Source organism: Pseudoalteromonas sp. KG3 (assembly GCF_030436385.1).
Lineage (GTDB): Bacteria > Pseudomonadota > Gammaproteobacteria > Enterobacterales > Alteromonadaceae > Pseudoalteromonas > Pseudoalteromonas prydzensis.
Map to the genome: position 1 here is coordinate 3,441,400 of NZ_CP098523.1, position 20,003 is coordinate 3,461,402.

19 protein-coding genes are annotated in these 20,003 nt (G+C 40.8%); 15 read left to right on the forward strand and 4 right to left on the reverse strand.

Going from position 1 to position 20,003, the window contains the following annotated elements:
* The first annotated feature begins 22 nt into the window (after positions 1-22).
* From NDQ71_RS16125 to nqrM, 8 genes are all read left to right on the forward strand, one after another.
* The gene (locus NDQ71_RS16125; RefSeq protein WP_064665612.1) at positions 23-1,366 is read left to right on the forward strand and encodes a Na(+)-translocating NADH-quinone reductase subunit A; all 1,344 of its coding nucleotides are present in this window, start codon (positions 23-25) and stop codon (positions 1,364-1,366) included.
* 4 nt (positions 1,367-1,370) lie between these two features.
* Entirely contained in the window at positions 1,371-2,573 is a 1,203-nt protein-coding gene (locus NDQ71_RS16130) for an NADH:ubiquinone reductase (Na(+)-transporting) subunit B (protein WP_192541523.1), read from the forward strand.
* Entirely contained in the window at positions 2,566-3,315 is a 750-nt protein-coding gene (locus tag NDQ71_RS16135; RefSeq protein WP_301561841.1) for a Na(+)-translocating NADH-quinone reductase subunit C, read from the forward strand. The genes NDQ71_RS16130 and NDQ71_RS16135 overlap by 8 nt, the downstream gene beginning before the upstream one ends.
* Positions 3,315-3,947 carry an NADH:ubiquinone reductase (Na(+)-transporting) subunit D gene (locus NDQ71_RS16140; protein WP_301561842.1) on the forward strand — a complete coding sequence of 211 codons (633 nt, stop codon included), beginning with the start codon at positions 3,315-3,317 and terminating at the stop codon, positions 3,945-3,947. The genes NDQ71_RS16135 and NDQ71_RS16140 overlap by 1 nt, the downstream gene beginning before the upstream one ends.
* Positions 3,948-3,957: 10 nt before the next feature.
* Positions 3,958-4,566 carry an NADH:ubiquinone reductase (Na(+)-transporting) subunit E gene (gene nqrE, locus NDQ71_RS16145; RefSeq protein WP_064665616.1) on the forward strand — a complete coding sequence of 203 codons (609 nt, stop codon included), beginning with the start codon at positions 3,958-3,960 and terminating at the stop codon, positions 4,564-4,566.
* Between the two features lie 19 nt (positions 4,567-4,585).
* Positions 4,586-5,815, forward strand: coding sequence for an NADH:ubiquinone reductase (Na(+)-transporting) subunit F (nqrF, locus tag NDQ71_RS16150; RefSeq protein WP_064665617.1), 1,230 nt, complete (start codon positions 4,586-4,588; stop codon positions 5,813-5,815).
* A 95-nt stretch (positions 5,816-5,910) separates the two neighbouring features.
* A complete protein-coding gene (locus tag NDQ71_RS16155) occupies positions 5,911-6,942 on the forward strand; it encodes an FAD:protein FMN transferase (protein ID WP_301561843.1) in 1,032 nt (343 codons plus the stop codon).
* A gap of 84 nt (positions 6,943-7,026) precedes the next feature.
* Positions 7,027-7,239: a (Na+)-NQR maturation NqrM gene (nqrM, locus tag NDQ71_RS16160; RefSeq protein ID WP_064665619.1), complete on the forward strand. Its 213-nt coding sequence runs from the start codon at positions 7,027-7,029 to the stop codon at positions 7,237-7,239.
* A gap of 61 nt (positions 7,240-7,300) precedes the next feature.
* On the opposite strand, the gene NDQ71_RS16165 is transcribed toward nqrM, so the two are convergent.
* The gene (locus NDQ71_RS16165; RefSeq protein ID WP_301561844.1) at positions 7,301-8,653 is read right to left on the reverse strand and encodes a M14 metallopeptidase family protein; all 1,353 of its coding nucleotides are present in this window, start codon (positions 8,651-8,653) and stop codon (positions 7,301-7,303) included.
* Between the two features lie 1,118 nt (positions 8,654-9,771).
* Between NDQ71_RS16165 and NDQ71_RS16170 the strand changes: the two genes are divergently transcribed.
* The 6 genes from NDQ71_RS16170 (at position 9,772) to cyoE (ending at position 15,254) form a co-directional block, all read left to right on the forward strand.
* The gene (locus NDQ71_RS16170) at positions 9,772-10,182 is read left to right on the forward strand and encodes a hypothetical protein (protein WP_192541527.1); all 411 of its coding nucleotides are present in this window, start codon (positions 9,772-9,774) and stop codon (positions 10,180-10,182) included.
* Positions 10,183-10,419: 237 nt separating this feature from the next.
* Entirely contained in the window at positions 10,420-11,343 is a 924-nt protein-coding gene (gene cyoA, locus NDQ71_RS16175; protein WP_064665622.1) for a ubiquinol oxidase subunit II, read from the forward strand.
* A gap of 2 nt (positions 11,344-11,345) precedes the next feature.
* Entirely contained in the window at positions 11,346-13,349 is a 2,004-nt protein-coding gene (gene cyoB / locus NDQ71_RS16180) for a cytochrome o ubiquinol oxidase subunit I (RefSeq protein ID WP_301561845.1), read from the forward strand.
* A complete protein-coding gene (cyoC, locus tag NDQ71_RS16185) occupies positions 13,346-13,966 on the forward strand; it encodes a cytochrome o ubiquinol oxidase subunit III (protein ID WP_301561846.1) in 621 nt (206 codons plus the stop codon). The genes cyoB and cyoC overlap by 4 nt, the downstream gene beginning before the upstream one ends.
* Positions 13,966-14,325 (forward strand): cytochrome o ubiquinol oxidase subunit IV, encoded by a 360-nt coding sequence (cyoD, locus tag NDQ71_RS16190; RefSeq protein ID WP_192541531.1) that lies wholly within the window; start codon positions 13,966-13,968, stop codon positions 14,323-14,325. Before cyoC ends, cyoD begins: the two co-directional genes overlap by 1 nt.
* Before the next feature lie 44 nt (positions 14,326-14,369).
* Positions 14,370-15,254, forward strand: a complete 885-nt coding sequence (gene cyoE / locus NDQ71_RS16195) for a heme o synthase (protein ID WP_064665626.1) — start codon at positions 14,370-14,372, stop codon at positions 15,252-15,254.
* A 79-nt stretch (positions 15,255-15,333) separates the two neighbouring features.
* Here the strand turns inward: cyoE and NDQ71_RS16200 are convergent, their stop codons facing one another.
* Together NDQ71_RS16200 and NDQ71_RS16205 are read right to left on the reverse strand one after the other, a co-directional pair.
* A complete protein-coding gene (locus NDQ71_RS16200; RefSeq protein ID WP_301561847.1) occupies positions 15,334-15,936 on the reverse strand; it encodes an FMN-binding negative transcriptional regulator in 603 nt (200 codons plus the stop codon).
* A complete protein-coding gene (locus NDQ71_RS16205; RefSeq protein WP_192541534.1) occupies positions 15,936-16,511 on the reverse strand; it encodes a GNAT family N-acetyltransferase in 576 nt (191 codons plus the stop codon). Before NDQ71_RS16205 ends, NDQ71_RS16200 begins: the two co-directional genes overlap by 1 nt.
* Positions 16,512-16,625: 114 nt before the next feature.
* Between NDQ71_RS16205 and NDQ71_RS16210 the strand changes: the two genes are divergently transcribed.
* On the forward strand, positions 16,626-18,101 hold the full coding sequence (locus NDQ71_RS16210) for a PLP-dependent aminotransferase family protein (protein WP_301561848.1): 1,476 nt from the start codon (positions 16,626-16,628) through the stop codon (positions 18,099-18,101).
* Between the two features lie 1,084 nt (positions 18,102-19,185).
* Here NDQ71_RS16210 and NDQ71_RS16215 read toward each other — a convergent pair.
* Complete coding sequence (locus tag NDQ71_RS16215) at positions 19,186-19,860, reverse strand: cold shock domain-containing protein (protein WP_301561849.1); 675 nt, start codon at positions 19,858-19,860, stop codon at positions 19,186-19,188.
* Between the last annotated feature and the right edge of the window lie 143 nt (positions 19,861-20,003).

Consider the following 20,003-nt stretch of genomic DNA (forward strand, 5'->3'; position numbering starts at 1 on the left):
CGTTAATGTAGTGCAAGTGCGTATGATCAACATAAAAAAAGGTCTGGACTTACCCATAGAGGGCGCGCCTCAGCAAGTTATTCATGATGGTTCTACCGTCAAACGTGTAGCTGTGCTAGGTGAAGAGTTTATTGGTATGCGTCCAACCATGCATGTTCGTGTGGATGACCAAGTCAAGAAAGGCCAGGTACTTTTTGAAGATAAAAAGAACCCAGGCGTATTATTTACTGCCCCAGCTGCTGGTACAGTAAAAGAAATTAATCGTGGTGCAAAACGTGTGCTGCAATCTGTTGTTATTGAAGTAAACGGCAGTGAGCAAATCACCTTTGACTCTTTCTCAGCTGAGCAGCTTTCGAGCCTCGATCGTGAAAAAGCCAAAGAAGTACTTATCCAGTCTGGTCAATGGACGGCACTTCGTGCTCGCCCATTCAGTAAAGTAGCAGCTGTGGATGCAAATCCTAGCTCTATCTTTGTGACGGCTATCGACACTAATCCTCTTGCTGCAGATCCTGCGGTGATTATTGCTGAAAATGTGCAAGCATTTGAAGCGGGCTTAGCTGTGGTATCTCGTTTGACAGATGGTAAAGTATTTGTTTGTAAACAAGCTGGTAGCCAAGTACCTAGCTCATCAATCCCTCAAGTAGAAGTACATGAGTTTGGTGGCGTACATCCGGCTGGCCTTGTTGGCACACATATCCATCACTTAGACCCTGTGTCTGCAAGCAAACAAGTTTGGCATATTGGTTACCAAGACGTTATCGCCTTTGGTCACTTATTCCTAACGGGTGAAATCTCGACTGATCGAGTCATTTCTCTTGCTGGCCCTCGTGTTAAGAATCCTCGTTTAGTGAAAACTCAACTGGGTGCTGCTTTAGATGATTTAGTTGCTGGTGAATTAGAAGATGGTGATAACCGCGTTATCTCTGGCTCTGTTTTAGCAGGTGCTACGTCACAAGGTCCACAAGCCTTCTTAGGTCGTTACCATGTTCAAGTATCTGTATTACTTGAAGGGCGCGAAAAAGAATTGTTTGGCTGGATCCGTCCAGGTAGCGACAAGTTTTCTGTAACACGTACTTTCTTATCTCACCTTGCGCCAAGCCGTTTATTTAAAATGACAACGTCAACAGGTGGTTCAAAACGTGCCATGGTGCCAATTGGCAACTATGAACGTGTTATGCCTTTAGATATTTTACCAACACTATTATTACGTGACTTAATTTCACGTGACTTAGATGGTGCAATCTCATTAGGCGCACTTGAACTTGATGAAGAAGATTTAGCGTTATGTACCTTCGTTTGTCCAGGTAAATACGAGTATGGTTCAATCCTACGCGATTGCTTGACTACGATCGAGAAGGAAGGCTAGAGAGATGGGTTTAAAGAAATTTCTAGAAGATATCGAGCCGCATTTTGAAGCCGGTGGTAAACATGAAAAATTTTATGCGCTGTATGAAGCAGCAGCAACTATTTTTTATACCCCTGGTTATGTAAATAAAGGCGCGACACACGTACGCGATAACATCGACCTAAAACGTATGATGATTTTAGTGTGGATGGCGACGTTCCCTGCCATGTTTTTTGGTATGTTCAATATCGGTCATCAGGCCGCGGGTGCTTTAGCACAAGGTTTTGAACTGGCAAATTCTTGGCAAGTTGGCCTGTTCCAGATGTTTGGTGGTACATTAACCGCTGAATCCGGCTGGGGCGCTAAAATGTTCTACGGGGCATGCTTCTTCTTACCTATTTATGCAGTAACATTTGCTGTAGGTGGTTTTTGGGAAGTATTATTTGCCTCAGTGCGTAAGCATGAAGTTAACGAAGGCTTCTTCGTAACATCGGTGTTATTCGCACTTATCCTGCCAGCGACTATTCCATTATGGCAAGTTGCGCTAGGTATCACGTTTGGTGTAGTAATCGCTAAAGAAATCTTTGGTGGTACTGGCCGTAACTTCTTAAACCCTGCTCTTGCTGGTCGTGCGCTTTTATTCTTTGCATACCCTGCACAAATTTCAGGTGACACAGTATGGACTGCAGTAGATTCATTCTCTGGTGCAACTATGCTAGGTCAAGCGTTCGTAGGTACACTTGATTACAGCAATATGGCGCTTTGGTGGGATGCATTCTACGGTTTCATTCAAGGTTCAGTAGGTGAGACATCTACACTTGCGCTATTAGTGGGTGGCTTATTCCTAATCTACGTGCGTATCGCTTCTTGGCGTATCGTGCTAGGTGTATTCTTGGGTATGGTTGCTACAGCATTTTTATTAAATGCAGTTGGCTCTGATACTAACCCAGCATTTGCAATGCCTTGGCATTGGCACTTAGTATTGGGTGGATTTGCTTTTGGTATGTTCTTTATGGCGACAGATCCAGTGTCTGCGGCATTTACAGATAAAGCAAAGTTCGCATACGGCGCGCTAATTGGTGTAATGGTTGTAATGATCCGTGTAATTAACCCTGCATTCCCTGAGGGTATGATGCTAGCAATCTTATTTGCTAACTTATTTGCACCATTATTCGATCACTTCGTAGTGCAAGCTAATATCAAGCGGAGGTTGGCACGTAATGTCTAGTAATAACGAATCAATCGGCAAAACGCTCACCGTTGTTGTGGCACTATGTTTAGTGTGTGCAATCATCGTATCGTTTGCTTCAGTTCAGCTTCGCCCTTTACAGCAAGCTAACAAAACGCAAGATATTCAAAAGAATATCTTAGCTGCAGCGGGTATTGATGCTGTTGAAAACATCTCTGATACGTTCAACGCAAAAATCGAAGCGCGCGTTGTAAACATGGAAACCGGTGAGTTTGTTGAAACTGACCCTAATACATTTGACTTTGAGAAAAGTAAATTTGACCAAAAAATTAGTTTTGCACTAAAAGCAAACGGTATCAAAGATATCGCAGGCATTCAGCGTATGACTAAAGAGTCACCAGTTTACATCTCGAAAAAAGCTGACGGTTCAACGGATGCTATCATTCTACCAATCCAAGGTTACGGCCTTTGGGGTGTGATGTATGGTTTCTTAGCGCTTGAAAGCGATGGCGAAACAGTTAAAGATATTAACTTCTATAAGCACAATGAAACACCAGGTCTTGGTGGGGAAATTCAAAACCCACAATGGACTGCAACATGGGAAGGTAAAGAGTTACCAGTCGATGTTGTAAAAAGCGGTGCTAAAAATGATCATCAAATTGATGGTTTATCAGGTGCAACTTTAACTTCAAACGGTGTTGATCACGCAGTTGACTTTTGGACTGGCGATAACGGCTTTGGTCCTTTCCTTGCGAGAGTACGTGAAGGAGCGTTGAAATAATGGCTGATACTAAAGAAATGAAGTCGGTCCTATTTGGTCCGGTACTGGCAAATAACCCAATCGCACTACAAGTACTGGGTATTTGTTCTGCGCTTGCGGTAACGTCGAGCTTAAAAAATGCCTTAATCATGTCAATCGCATTGACTTTGGTAACGGCTTTCTCAAGCTTCTTTATCTCAATTATTCGTAACCAGATCCCATCATCTGTACGTATTATCGTGCAAATGACTATCATTGCGTCACTAGTAATCGTTGTTGACCAAGTACTACAAGCCTTCTCTTATGCTACGGCAAAAGAGTTGTCGGTATTCGTTGGTCTAATCATTACTAACTGTATCGTAATGGGTCGTGCTGAAGCATACGCGATGAAGTCGCCGCCAGTTATGTCGTTCCTTGATGGTATCGGTAATGGTTTAGGTTACTCAGTAGTGTTACTTACAGTTGGCTTTATTCGTGAACTATTTGGTAAAGGCACATTATTTGGTGCTGAAATCATCCCTCTTGTACAAGATGGTGGTTGGTATCAGCCTATGGGTCTATTGATTTTACCACCTAGTGCATTCTTCATCATTGGTTTATTCATTTGGGTACTTCGTACTTATAAGAAAGACCAAGTAGAAGCGAAAGGATAAGGGGCAGACAGTGGAACATTATATTAGTTTATTCGTAAAAGCAGTTTTCATTGAAAACTTAGCTTTAGCCTTCTTCCTAGGTATGTGTACTTTCCTTGCAGTATCAAAGAAAGTAACAACGTCTATCGGCCTAGGTGTGGCAGTTATCGTGGTATTGGGCATTTCAGTACCAGTTAACAACTTGGTTTATCATGCGGTTCTTGCACCTGGTGCACTTGAGTGGCTTGGTTACCCTGAAGCGGATCTTAGCTTCTTACGTTTCTTGACCTTTATCGGTGTTATTGCAGCACTAGTACAAATTCTTGAAATGGCATTAGATAAGTTCTTCCCAGCACTTTATAACGCGTTAGGTATCTTCTTACCATTGATCACAGTTAACTGTGCAATCTTCGGTGCAGTATCTTTCATGGTTGAACGTAACTATAACTTCAGTGAATCTGTGGTTTATGGTATCGGTTCTGGTGTGGGTTGGGCGCTAGCAATTACTTTACTTGCTGGTATCCGTGAGAAAATGAAATATTCAGACGTGCCAGATGGCCTACGTGGTTTAGGTATTACCTTTATCACGGTTGGTTTAATGGGTCTTGGCTTTATGTCATTCTCTGGTATTTCACTTTAATAGGTAGCGAGGATAAATCATGAGTTATGAGATTTTCTTAGGCGTTGGTGTTTTCATCGCTATCGTTGTACTGCTAGTTTTAGTCATCATTGGTGCTAAATCTAAGTTAGTTGCAAGCGGTGACATCATCATCGGCGTAAATGGCGATCCAGACAAAGCCATTACAACATCAGCAGGTACCAAGCTTTTAGGCGCGTTATCTGAATCAGGTATTTTCGTATCATCTGCATGTGGTGGCGGTGGCTCTTGTGGTCAATGTCGTGTACACATTCACTCAGGTGGCGGCGATATCTTACCAACTGAACTTGACCACATCTCTAAAGGTGAAGCCCGTGAAGGCTGTCGTTTAGCGTGTCAGGTAAATGTTAAAAACGACATGGAAATTGAACTTGAAGAGTCAATTTTCGGTGTTAAAAAATGGGATTGTGAAGTTATCTCTAACGATAACAAAGCAACCTTCATTAAAGAGCTTAAGCTGCAAATTCCAGATGGCGAGTCAGTGCCGTTTCGTGCCGGTGGTTATATTCAAATTGAAGCGCCACCGCACCACGTTAAATACGCTGATTTCGATGTACCTGAAGAGTACCGTGGCGATTGGAACCATTTTGGTTTCTTCAAGCTGGAGTCTAAAGTAGACGAAGAAACAATTCGTGCTTACTCAATGGCGAACTACCCAGAAGAAGAAGGCATCATTATGCTTAACGTGCGCATCGCTGCGCCGCCACCAAGAGACTTAAGCCTTCCATGTGGTAAAATGTCATCGTACATTTGGTCACTTAAAGAAGGTGATAAAGTAACTATCTCTGGTCCATTTGGTGAGTTCTTCGCAAAAGACACTGACGCTGAAATGGTATTCGTAGGTGGTGGTGCTGGTATGGCGCCAATGCGTTCACATATCTTTGACCAACTTAAGCGCTTAAACTCTAAGCGTAAGATGAGTTTCTGGTATGGTGCACGTTCTAAACGTGAAATGTTCTACGTTGAAGATTTTGACGGCCTAGCGGCTGAAAATGACAACTTTGTATGGCATACCGCGCTTTCAGATCCACAACCAGAAGATAACTGGGAAGGTTACACTGGCTTTATCCATAACGTGTTATTTGAGAACTACCTTAAAGATCACGAAGCGCCAGAAGATTGTGAGTTCTACATGTGTGGTCCGCCAATGATGAACGCTGCGGTTATCACTATGTTGAAAGACTTAGGTGTTGAAGACGAAAATATCTTACTAGATGATTTCGGTGGTTAATACCAAAACTAATTAAAATTAGTTAAAATACTAGCCTCGTAACAATCACTGTTACGAGGCTTTTTTATATTCTTAACTTAACTGAGTAGGCTGCAATGAATAGAGTTTTTCACCCACAAGGCATTATTGCCTTATTCTTTTTAACCCTCACTTTACTCATTAGTGGCTGCGGCCAAAGCGATGAACCGCAAGAGCTTTACCTTGAAGGTAAAACGATGGGCACTACCTATCATATAAAGGTGTTTGCTAATCAAGAAAAGTTGGATTCACTGAATTTACTTCCAGAGGTTACGCAGCTGCTTAAAGACATTAATCAATCTATGTCGACTTATATAGCTGATTCTGAGATCAATACCTTTAATCGTTTGCCAGCAGGGCAAGTTATGCCAATTAGCAGTGACTTTAGAGCGGTTGTTAGTGAGTCTATTCGCTTAGGGGAGTCAACCAAGACGCTTGATGTAACCATGGGCCCATTAATTGACTTATGGGGGTTTGGTCCTGATAAAAAACCAACAAAACGTCCAACCGACGCAGAGTTAACCGCGATGGTTGCACAAATTGGCGTTGATAAATTAATACTAACTGAGCAAGGTTTAGCAAAAACCATCGATGGTTTGGAGTTGTCGTTTTCAGCTACTGCAAAAGGCTATGGCATAGATAAAGTGGCTGAGTTATTAGAAAGTCACGATTTAGCTAATTATATGGTTGAAATTGGTGGTGAGCTTAGAGTTGCTGGTAAAAAACCAAATGATCAAGATTGGCGTATCGCTATTGAGCAGCCGGACGCAGAGCCTGGAGTACGCAAAGTACATAGAGTATTAGCGCCGGGTAACAACGGCATTGCCACATCGGGTGATTATCGTATTTTTTATGAAATGGATGGCATAACCTACAGCCATTTGATTGATCCAGCAACCGGTATGCCGAGCCGTCATGATTTAGTCTCGGTTACTGTGTTACACCCATCAGCCATGACTGCAGACGGCCTTGCAACAGCACTCACGGTAATGGGCATGGAGAAAGCTAAGGCCTATGCTGAAAAAAATGACCTACCAGTTTACTTAATTGGTAAATCAACAGATGGTTTAGTGGCTTATTCGAGCCCTGCATTCAAACCCTATTTGTAGCCGAGCACAAAGCCGTTTATAATACACACAGCTTGGTGATTATCACCAAGCATTATTTTATTGCTGATCAATAGGGGCTAAGCAATGTCACTTTTTCTTCTTACATTTGGTTTATTGCTTTTAATAGTCGCAGCGATGGCTGTGGGCATGATGGTACAAAAGAAATCTATGGCCAGCAGTTGTGGTGGTTTAGGCTCTGTAGGCATTGATAAGGCCTGTGATTGTGATGATCCATGCGACAAGCGTAAAAAGCGCATGGAAAAAGAGCAAGTTTGGAAAGAAAACCAAATTTTATAGTCTCATTAAGCTATATTCAGGTTAATAAAAAAGCGCCATACTAGGCGCTTTTTTATGGCTGTTACAATTTGATTAATTGCTCCCCCAAAACGGCATATTTTGCAGTGCCTTGCTCTCGTAAGATAAATGCGGCTGCACCATGGCGTTCAGGGATTGCAGAGTGCGTATTGCCACATTGATAGCTTACCCAATCGGTTTGATTATTAAGCAGTGTGATATCTCCTGAAAAACAGCTGTAGCCTTGGCTTAATAGTTGACGATACTTCACGCTGGTAAGATCTAATGGCTTAGTTAATGGGTAAACTTTGCCGCTATCAAAGTTGAGCGTTTGCGCATCTAGTTGAGTAAATCCTTGGCGAATGCTACTTATATCACCCAACTCATTTATTTTTGGATAACGGCCTTTGGCATTAATAGCAATGTCTGTGATATAGCTGCCTTGTGCACTGGTGACTGTTACATCATCAATGAGTAAATCCACCCATGCATCTTTAGCATTAAACGGGATCGCTTGATATGTAGCGATTTTTTGCTGCTGCCATTTACCCGATACTAATTCATCTATCATTTGGACATATAGCATTCGGTTAACTTTGCGAGCTACTTGGCGGTGTGGATCATTCGGATATGCTCCAGACTCGATGAGTATGGTGCTGATCCCCATTTCTGAAAACGTATCTCCAAAGCTACGATAAGAGTAACTATCGTTATATTTAGCTAGATGGCCCGGAATTTGTTGGTTTATAAGTTGGCTTAATTGCGCAATCAATTTCATGGCATTACCACGACTTTCATTGATCTCACGCTGTGTATTATAGGCCGGAGCTAATACTGAAATAGTCGCAGGTAGGCCTTTTTCTCCCGCGCCATAATAGGCGTTTTGATCGTGTAGGTTAAATGCAAAATCGGGCTTAAATGCTTTAGCTGCAGCCATTAATAACTGGCCTTCAGGTGTACGCTGTGCTTTAGCATCACGATTTAAGTCGACTCCTTGTGCATTAAAACGGGTTTGTAGCTGTGCACCATCAGGGTTGACCATGGGAATGATCATCAGTGATAGCTTAGTTTGCCAATGCTTACGCCATTGCTCATTTTCAGCAGCGAGGGTATAGCTTAAAAAGTCCATTAATGCGACGCTTGCCGTATTTTCATCGCCATGCATTTGGCTCCACAGCATGACTTTAATGGGGCCTGAGCCAATATAAAATGCATCAATGGATTTACCCAAGAATGATTTTCCTAGGTTTTTTCGCTCCAGAGCGCGGTGCTTCGCCAGTGAATCAAGTATAGGTGCAAGATCAGCCTGTTTAATCGCTGTTTTGTCTAAGCCATCAATAGAGTGTGTGGCGATGGGGGCCGCAGTTAAAGTGAATGAGCAACTAATTAAGCCAAGTAGAATGGTTTTACGGAACATAGTGATATCCTGTTATTCTTATTTTTCAATGTAATAAGAATATAATATTTAACTGGATCGGTCTAAATTTATTTTCATTTAAAACAAGTACAGCTTTTCGAAATGTGATGTTTCATCGGGTATATTTTTAATTACTTGTTTATCATCAATAATAATTAATTTGTAGACGGTTTTGTGTACAATTTGGCTGATTTTTATGGCTGAAATTTAGACTAAAGTCTATGGGTTAATTTTTTTCATCTATCAGATTTATTTTTATCAGTTGTCAGCTTTGAGCTATTACACTAAATTTAGTTTCAAGGAAGCGAAATGAACAAGCCGCTTACAAAGAATCTTTATAATTGTGTGTGAAGATGTTGTCAAAGGCGGTTCAAGTTTAGTGGCTACTAAGCTTGGACTGTTTTTATTTTACTGCCACATGATTAGATGAACAGATTGTTCGTCAACAAATTTACAATGTGTACTGAACTACACTAAAACTGAATCTTTATAATTGTGTGTGAAGATGTTGTCAAAAAGACAGTTCAAGTTTAGTTAAACTGAGCTTGAACTGCTTTTATTTTACTGCCACGCGATTAGATGAACTTATTGTTCATCAGCGAATCTACAATATGTATTAAACAATACTAGAACCGAATCTTTATAATTGTGTGTGAAGATGTTGTCAAAGGCGGTTCAAGTTTAGTGGCTACTAAGCTTGAACTGTTTTTATTTTACTGCCACGCGATTAGATGAACTTATTGTTCATCAATGAATTTACAATATGTATTAAACAATACTAGAACTGAATCTTTATAATTGTGTGTGAAGATGTTGTCAAAGGCGGTTCAAGTTTAGTGGTTACTAAGCTTGGGCTGTTTTTATTTTCTTTAATCTACAATTATCACAATGTTTTTTATAAAGCGCCTTAAGGCGCTTTTTTTATGGCTAAAAGCCTCGCTTAGCTAAAAATTTAGCCGACTTGGCAGTTTTTCACTTGTAGCTTGTGTTGACTTTGTTATAATCCTCTCGAAATTTCAGTAATTACTGAAACTTTATTGATGCAAATCATATCAACAAAGTGAATAATAGCGTAGCGCTGTTATTTGCGTGTTACTAAATCTGTAAGGTCAGTACGTTTGAACTCAAAAAAGTGTCCACAAGCAACTCAGCAAACAACGTTTACACGTTGCCAGCTGCGTGCGCGTGCATTTTTTGCCGGACGTGAATTGTTCTCTGCATTAGTAATTTTATTAATTAACTCCGCCATGTTAGTAAATGGTAGTGTTGAAGATGCAACAGAGTTAAAGGGGTTATTAACTGAAGGGGCTGTAGAGTCATCTTTAATTAATGTATTGAGCTTTTTAGCGTATCCCGTTGTTTCATGCCAGTTGCTAATTGGTTTATGTTGGTTGATTTTTCACTTTTTTCCAGCGCGTCGTGCTGGAGTTATTTTACGTAAAGCTGCCTTTGCTTTTCGTGCTCCTAAAACATCACTTGTTGTACACAGCGCTCATGGCTGTCGTGCTCCACCCCTTGTATTTGGTTGAACGCTACGCGTTATTAATGACCAAATTGGGTTAGTCGCTTACTAATTTCATTGCTTCACTAATAATGCTCAGCCGCAGTGTGTCTGCGATTCGGCCACCCCTATTAAATTTCCTTAATGTTTAAATTTGTAGCTACACGTTTAAAGCACGTTAGGAATAGTTTAAATCGTTGTTCTGACCTATTGGTATTCTTGGGTAAGGCAGCACACGTCTAATTTTAGGTTGTAGGATAGTCCTTTGTTAATTCGAAACCTCTGTAATATTGCTCTGGGCACCACTGTGCTCGCACTAACTGGCTGTAAAGGCGGGGTGCTTGATCCCAAAGGGCAAATTGGGATAGATGAAAAAAATCTGATCATTATAGCCACAGTGCTGATGCTCATTGTGGTTATTCCCGTCATCGTGATGACCTTGTATTTCGCATGGAAGTATCGCGATGGCCAAGATCAGCAAATTTATGCGCCAAAATGGGCTCACTCAGGAAAAATTGAAGCCGCAGTCTGGGCCATTCCTATTGTGATAGTAATTGTCTTAGGTGTTATTACTTGGCAATCAACGCAACAGCTTGACCCTTATAAACCGCTTGAAGGTAAAGGTAAGCACCTAACTGTTGAAGTCGTGTCGCTGAATTGGAAATGGCTGTTTATTTATCCTGAGCAAGGTATTGCGACGGTGAACGAATTAGTTTTCCCAGCCAATGTACCGGTGGAATATAAAATCACCTCAGAAAGCACCATGAATTCATTTTTCATCCCACAACTAGGTAGTCAAATCTACTCGATGGCGGGCATGGAAACTAAGTTGCATTTAATTGCCAATGAGCCCGGTACGTTTAAAGGTTTTTCAGCTAACTACAGCGGCGCAGGCTTTACCGGTATGAAATTTAATGCCATCGCTATGCCAACGCAAGCTGACTTTGATAGCTGGGTAAGCAAGGTGAAAAGCGAGTCAAACACGCTTTCTAAAGCGGATTATGATGCACTGGCGCAACCGAGTGAAAACAACCCTGTGACTTATTTTGGTGATGTAGAAGAGGGCTTGTTTCACACTATCGTTATGAAATATATGCAGGCTCATGGTGATATGAACAAGATGCACAAAGCAATGCCTGAGCATAGCGGCCATGCAAATCACACAATGCACAGCGAGGGTGAGAAATAATTATGTCGTTACTTGGAAAATTAACATTAGATGCTATTCCGTTCCATGAACCTATTTTGATGGTGACAATGGCGGTAGTTGTGATTGCTGCAGCACTGATTGCGGCTTTAGTCACAAAATATAAAAAATGGGGTGTGCTTTGGCACGACTGGATCACCTCAATCGATCATAAACGCTTAGGTGTGATGTACATCATTCTTGCCTTGATCATGCTGTTTCGTGGTTTCTCCGATGCCATTATGATGCGAGCACAATTGGCGTTAGCCACAGGTGGCGCAACAGGCTATTTACCGCCGGAGCATTATGACCAAATTTTCACCGCGCATGGGGTGATCATGATCATCTTTATGGCAATGCCATTTATGATTGGTTTAATGAACATTGTCTTACCACTGCAAATTGGTGCGCGTGATGTGGCATTTCCATTTTTAAATAACTTAAGTTTTTGGTTAACTGCCGGTGGTGCAATATTAATTAATATTTCATTGTTCTGCGGTGAGTTTGCGAAAACAGGTTGGGTGGCCTATCCGCCGCTATCGGAGATGTCTTTCAGCCCTGGGGTCGGGGTCGATTATTATATTTGGGCGCTGCAGATATCCGGTATTGGTACACTGTTAACGGCGGTAAACTTTTTAGTGACTGTGTTTAAAATGCGTGCCCCTGGTATGCGTTTAATGCAAATGCCTATTTTTACGTGGACATGTACGTGGGCAAATATCTTAATTGCGGCATCATTCCCAATCTTAACGGCAGTGTTGACTATGTTAACGCTGGACCGTTATTTAGATTTCCATTTCTTTACTAATGAAGCGGGCGGTAACGCCATGATGTACATCAACCTGTTTTGGGCTTGGGGTCATCCTGAAGTGTATATCTTGATTTTACCTGCGTTTGGTATTTTCTCTGAAGTTATCTCGACCTTTACCGGTAAACGTTTATTTGGTTATAAATCTATGGTTTATGCCAGCGGTGCAATTTCTATCTTAGGTTTTATTGTTTGGTTACACCATTTCTTCACTATGGGATCCAGTGCCAACGTTAACGCCTTCTTTGGCGTAATGACCATGGTCATTGCGGTGCCCACCGGCGTAAAACTGTTTAACTGGTTATTTACTATTTACCGTGGCCGTTTACGCATCACAGTTCCTGTGCTTTGGACGCTTGGTTTTATGGTGACCTTTACCATAGGCGGAATGACCGGGGTACTACTGGCAATTCCAGGTGCTGATTATGTATTACACAACAGCCTATTCCTGATTGCGCATTTCCATAACACCATCATAGGTGGTGCGGTATTTGGATACCTGGCTGGTTTTGCATTTTGGTTCCCCAAAGCAATGGGCTTTAAACTGCACGAAGGGTGGGGTAAGGCGTCTTTCTGGTGTTGGTTAATTGGTTTCTTTGTTGCATTTATGCCGCTATACGTTCTTGGTTTCTTAGGTATGACGCGTCGCTTAAACCACACAAATAATCCAGATTGGAATATTTGGTTGTACATTGCTTTTGTTGGTGCAGTGATCATTATGTTCGGTATCTTATTCCAAGTTGTGCAGCTTATTGTCAGCTTTAAAAACCGTGAAGCACTAAAAGATACAACTGGCGATCCGTGGAATGGTCACACGCTTGAGTGGTCAACATCGTCACCATCACAGTATTACAACTTTGCTACTATCCCACATGCGCATGACATTGATACTTGGACTGATATGAAAGAAAAAGGCCAAGCGTATCAACAACAAGCAAGCTATGCGCCTATTCATATGCCAAAAAATACTTCGGCAGGGGTGATGATGAGTGCCTGTTTTACCACATTCTGTTTTGCCATGATTTGGCATATTTGGTGGTTGGCAATTGTCGGTGTTATTGCTGGCATCACGGTATTCTTTAAGCGCTGTTACACCAGTGATGTTGATTACTACGTGCAACCAGAAGAAATTCTTGAAATTGAAAGTGCACATAATAAAAGTGCAACAACATTTAACCAAGGTAAGGAGTTCAGCGCATGAGTTCGATCCCTGCTGATATAAATATCATCAATCATGATGTTCATGCGCATGAACATCATGATACGGGTGGCGATACGGTATTTGGTTTTTGGCTTTACCTAATGACTGATTGCTTGTTATTTGCCTCATTTTTTGCAACCTACGCTGTGCTTTATATGAACACTGCCGGCGGCGTATCTGGCAAAGATATTTTTGAACTGGATTTTGTAGCGGTTGAAACTGCTGCGTTACTACTGAGTAGTATTACCTTTGGTTTTGCGATGATTTCAGCGCATGCGCAAAAAAAAGCCGCTACCTTAACTTGGTTGGCTGTAACTTTTGCCTTTGGCGTGGTGTTTATCTCCATGGAAGTCTATGAATTTCATCATTTAATTGCTCATGGTAATGGCCCGCAGCGCAGCGCATTTTTAACTTCTTTCTTCTCGTTAGTGGGTTTGCATGGCCTGCACGTAACTGCTGGCCTAATTTGGATGGCGACGATGATGATTGAAGTATCACGTCGTGGTTTAAAGCCTGCTACTGTCACCCGTTTAAGCTGTTTAAGTTTGTTCTGGCACTTTTTAGATGTGGTGTGGATCTGTGTATTTACCGTTGTTTACTTAATGGGGGGGATGTAATGAGTCATAGTGAATCACATGTATTAGATGAGCTACATGTACAAAGCCATAGTGATGCTTCACATGGCAGTGTTAAAGACTATTTAATTGGTTTTGTTTTATCAATTGTACTGACCGCGATCCCATTTTGGGCGGTAATGAGCGGCACTTTATCAAAGCCAACAACCTTTGCCTGTGTTGTGGTGATGGCCATTGTGCAAATTTGGGTGCACTTAAAATACTTTTTACACCTGAACTTTAAAACCGAAGATGGTAAAGCCAGTTCGCTATCGTTCATCTTCAGTGCGCTGATCATCGTGATGGTGGTGGGGCTGTCGGTGTGGATCATCTACGAATCGAACGCCATGATGATGTACTAGCCCCAGCTAGTACATTGTTAATAGCAAAGAATAGGGGACAGCAGATGTTTCGTCGTTATTTAAAGGTCACTAAACCCGGTATTATTATGGGTAATGTGATCTCAGTTGCGGGTGGGTTTTTACTTGCTTCGCGTGGTGATATTGATGGCTGGCTAATGCTTGCTACATTAGTTGGTTTATCGCTGGTAGTAGCCTCTGGCTGCGTAATCAACAATGTGATTGACCGTGATATTGATATTCGCATGGCGCGCACGCGAACACGGGTAACTGTAACGGGCGAAATGTCTGCCAAGACTGCTTTGCTACATGGTACAGCACTTGGCGTATTAGGTTTTGCTCTACTAGTGATTTTTACTAACTGGATTGCAGTGTTTTTTGCTGTGTTTGGTTATGTTATTTACGTGGGTGTTTATAGCTTATATATGAAGCGTCGCTCAGTATATGGAACATTTGTAGGCAGCTTATCTGGTGCTGTACCGCCAGTCGTTGGTTATTGCGCCGTGACGGCACAGTTTGATATTGGTGCATTGATTTTATTAGTAATGTTTAGTTTATGGCAAATGCCACACTCATACGCGATTGCTATTTTTCGCTATAAAGACTACCAAGCCGCACGTATTCCAGTGCTGCCAGTAGCGCACGGTATTGATAAAGCAAAGCACCATATTGTTTTGTATATTGCCATATATGCGTTAGTAGTGATGTTATTAACCATTGGCGGTTATACCGGTATGGCTTTTTTAGCCGTTGCTTGCACCACTAGTTTTTGGTGGCTGTTAATGGCGCTAAGAGGTTATCGACGTAACATTGATATTAGTGGTTGGGCGCGGCAAGTGTTTGCGTTTTCAATCCTGAATATTACTGCATTGAGCATTGCTATGGCTGTTGATTATCAAAATATTGCACCGCACCTGCTTGCATTTAACTAATTACTAAACCGAGTTAATTCCAAAGTTAACCAAAGGCTCTAAGATCTCCGAGGAGCCTTTTTTCTTTTTTGTAGCATTGCTAATTGATTAACTCAGCAATACTGAGTTTCCCCGCTAACATTAAACTTTGCTTTATGGCAGCACGTATTTCATTAGGCTTGTTTTGACTAAGTTTAAAATTGCCACGCCATTGACTAGGAATAAATTTAATAAAGCTCAATTGTTGATACATTGCTTGGCGATGCTGTACGGGTACTTCATTAAGTTGCCATATATCAGTCGCATGTTCGCTAAAGTGTTGCTCAAAATGATCGGTTAATCGTTGCATTATCTGTGCTTTTTCATCTTCATTTGTGATCAGCTGCACCTCAGCCGTCACATAAACACTCGAATAAAGCCAGCTAGGCAAGGTTTTGTTATGCGCATAAGAGGGCGATAAATAGCAATCATCACCACTAAATAATAAGTTTACCGATTGACCATCAATTGATGATAGCGGATTGTACTTGGCCACATGGCCGATAAAAATCTCGCGAGTTGAGTCAAATAATAATGGCACAAGGCATACATCATTGAGTTGGCTTTGTGGATTTGGCATTAAAATGGTTGCCAGTGGATAGCTACTTACTAACTGTTGTAATTGCTTACTATCATGTTGTTGAAAATGCCTCGCTGGGTACATTATAGCTTTCCTTCTAACTGTGATTTTATGGTCGGCCATTGTTCATCAATAATGCTGAACTGAGCGGTGTTTCGATATGAGCCATCAGCAAGTAATCTGTCTTTATAACTAATACCTTCAAAGCGGGCGCCAAGGCGTGCTATAGCATTACGCGATTTTTGGTTTTGTTCATGGGTATTAAAAGTAATACGGACTAGGCCTAATTCTTCGAACGCATATTGCAGTAGCAAGTATTTCGCGTGAGTGTTTACAAAACTACGTTGCCACTGTTTAGCAATAAATGTGTGGCCAATCTCGGCGCTGCGATTTTGTTTATCTAGCCTAAATAAGCGTGTAGTGCCAAGCACCTGGCTACTTGCTTTATCAACGATGGCGTAAACGACTTGTTGTTCGGCATTAAACTGTGCTGTATTAATAAACCAATCATCGAGCGTTGCACGGGTTTGAGTGTAATTCATTAACACCCAACGCCATATTTGTGGATCTTGGCCTGCTTGATGCAGCTGCTCTAGGTGGTTTTGTGTCAGCGGCTCTAAAGCCAGTTTATTGGTTTGATGAATGTGTTTTGTAAACATGATAAGCCCCATACTTTGCTATTTATGATTAACAAAGGTACGCTACCTTGGTTAGTAATAAACAACCAGTTTTATCTTTTTAACTAGACCAGTTTAGAGTGTTTTGGAGTCGAAATGCAGCCGTTAGTTATTGAATTTGATGAGTCAGAGCTTGCCAAATATTTGCAACTGGCCAGCGCGATACGCAGTGCCATAATGCAAGGCAAGCTCGCGCCAGGAGTAAAACTCAGCTCGGCGCGTGTCATGGCAAACACTTATCAGCTCAATCGCCATACCGTGATGAATGCATTGCAATTATTAGTAGCGGAAGGCTGGCTTGAATCACAAGAGCGCGTAGGCTACAAGGTCACCAAGTCATTGCCCATTCAAAGTAGCGTCAGTACCTCAACGACCCCAATACTGAAAGTAAAACCCTATCAATTTGCGAAAACATTGGCTGTGCCTGCTGCTGGAATGGATTTAACTGCGTACAAATATAATTTTGCTGGTGGTTTACCGGATCTTGCCAGTTTTCCACAAAAAGAATTTAAACGCTCCGTCAGTCATGTCTGTAATCACTTAGATATCAATCAACTGCATTATGGGCAGGTCAGTGGTAACGAGCAATTAAAAGCGCATATTTGTGATTACTTATACAAAGCGCGTAATTTAAACGTAAGCGACGTATTGATCTGCAATGGCTCGCAAGAAGCACTGTTTTTAATCGCAAAAGCGTTTATAAAACAAGATGATTTTGTCGCAGTAGAAACGTTAGGTTACCCGCCTGCAAGGCAAGCATTTGCAGCGAGTGGTGCGCAGCTTATCGATATTAAGCAGGATGACGAAGGCTTATGCGTTGATGATTTAAAAGCTCAACTAGAATGTTATCCAATTAAAATGCTGTACTTAACGCCGCTGCACCAATACCCAACTACCGTGACCTTATCGCCAACCCGGCGCTTGCAAATTTATCAACTGTGTTATGCCTATAACGTGATGATCATTGAAGATGACTACGACCATGAATTTCATTATCGCTGTCAGCCATTACAACCTATGGCCGCCGATGACCCCGCGGGCATTGTTATTTATCTATCGACGTTTTCTAAGATTATGTTTTCAGCCGCACGTATCGGTTATATCTGCGCAGCGCCTGAAGTATTAGCGCAATTAACCGCGTGGAAGCAGTTAATGAACCATAAGAACGATGTGCTCATGCAATTAGCTGTGGCGCACTGGATGAAAGAAGGTGGCTTTGAACGGCATTTAAAGCGTATGACCAAACTGTATAAACAGCGCTATGAAGCGATGGATTCTTACTTAGCAGCGTTACAAGCTGATGGCTACCCAATTGAATATAAAAAGCCCGACGGCGGCATGGCAATGTGGGTAAACTTAAATAAAGACACTCAGCATTTAAAAGCACAGTTAGCAAAGCAAAGTGTTTACTTACAAACCGAAGCCGAGTTTTACTTTACCAACTCAGTACGTAGCTTAAAACCCATAAACTATAGCTATGCTCGGCTTGGTTTTGCAGGACAATCGAGTGAGAAGATGCAGCAAGGTTTACAGCTTGTAATGCAGGAGTTGTATGCCAGTGTACGAAAATAATATAGTAGAAAGTTAATCATAGATAACTTTATTGCTATTACTTTTGTTATGGCTTTAGTTATTAATTTTTCATAATCTGGATCTATATATAACTTTAAATATTTTATTAATCAGTCGGTTAATCATATAAGAATATGATTGAAAACTGAGCTAACATGTAGTGGGAGTAGGGGCTATGGACAACAAGTAAGACAGCTTACAGTTGAGTTGCATAAATTGAATTGGGGGGGGCTTAAATTTACAATGAGATTTAGTGTTCAAATTGAGTACTTGCTTGATGCTATTTTAAGGAACCAGTTCATCTTAGCAACATCAATTACTTCAGTGGATTTAAACCAACTCGAATAAACTAATGAATAAACCTGCTTTATCGGGAATAAAAAATTAAGGGGGATGATTATAATAGCTTTAACGTGGTTTTTTCTTATAATCCAATTAGTGGTTTTATTGATGACGCTAAAGAGTCATTTTTATATTTATCTTCTACTTTTCATTATAAATACACTTTTTTTATTTTTTTATAGAAAACGTAAGTATGAAGATGACGTATTTTTGCCACTTAGAATTGCTTTTTATTTAGGTTTATCACTTTTAGTATTTGCAATTGCATTTAGAATTTTAATTTTTTTAGAAATTGTTGATTAGAAAAAAAATAAATCGTGTCAGGTCTTTCTTTTTGCCTGTCAACTTATTTGAACTTGAATTAGAGTAAATACCTGTACGTAGCGTTAGTTGGCGCACCTTTAGCTAAAACTTCCGTGGAAACATGACGTGAGGTGACGGCTTCACCAGCGCGAGCTATAACGCTATGGGTAAACCCACGTAAATATTAAAAGATGTGCAAACCCTCAACTTTACTTGTGGCCCGCAACATCAGCGTTTTATGTAAGTGAACGCCAATGACACCACGTATTACAGCGACAAACTTTACGAAGAAGAAATTGACTGCACAAAAACCACGAACAAATAGGGTTCAGCTCACTTGCTTCATAATAGCTTGTCATAATTCCTCAGTGACGGTTTTTCGATGCTGGCATATAAGTAGTGTTATGAAGCAATAAACCTGAATCTGTAATTCTTAAGGCTAATATTTTTGCTTCAATAATACAAATAGCGCTATAAAGACTATTATTGCCAAAATAACCAAACAACCTGTGTAATTTGTTTCTAATTGCTTTCTTCTGGCTTCACTTTCTTGATCATAAGTGGCTTTAAACTTTACGACAGCTTGTTCTAATTGTGACTTCAATGAGTCTTTACTTGTAGCTTCTTGCTCTTTAGTGTCACAAGGTATTTTTTCTGTGACTAAAGCAAAATCACCTTTAAATGCATGTACGGTATAATTGTAATTCCCGTCTGCAAATGTATTTTTTTCAAAGCCTAAGTTTAATATTGCATTGTAACCAGCTTCTTTTGCTAGCTTTGTTATATGCTCACGGCCTTTGTTAGGATCTTTAAAAAAGCGAGTATTTATAGTGTTACGCAGTTCAACTTTACCATGCTTTGGTTGATTGTTTTTGCTTGTGAAAAAACTGACAAGTTGATCTTTAAAAAAGACCTCTGGAACTTTAACTTTTTTAGCAGCTAATCCTTTAGGGCTTGGAGTTGGATCAAATTCAATCACAACACCTTTAATTAACTTATTTTCATCTGCTTTATTGAGTAAGGTAGAAAAATGGAGGAAATAACGTTCTCCATCATCCCCATTAACAAAGCCAAATTTTTTATTTCGTACGTAAGATACCACTTTTCCTTTCACTACTGATTCCTATATATATGGTTAAGCGTAACAATTTTCACTTAGTGCCATTGTTAAAATTAAATAAATCATGTTCTTATACTATAATAAACTCATTCAAAAGTTATATTTCATTATGAATCGCCCCGAGTTCATCGGAGACC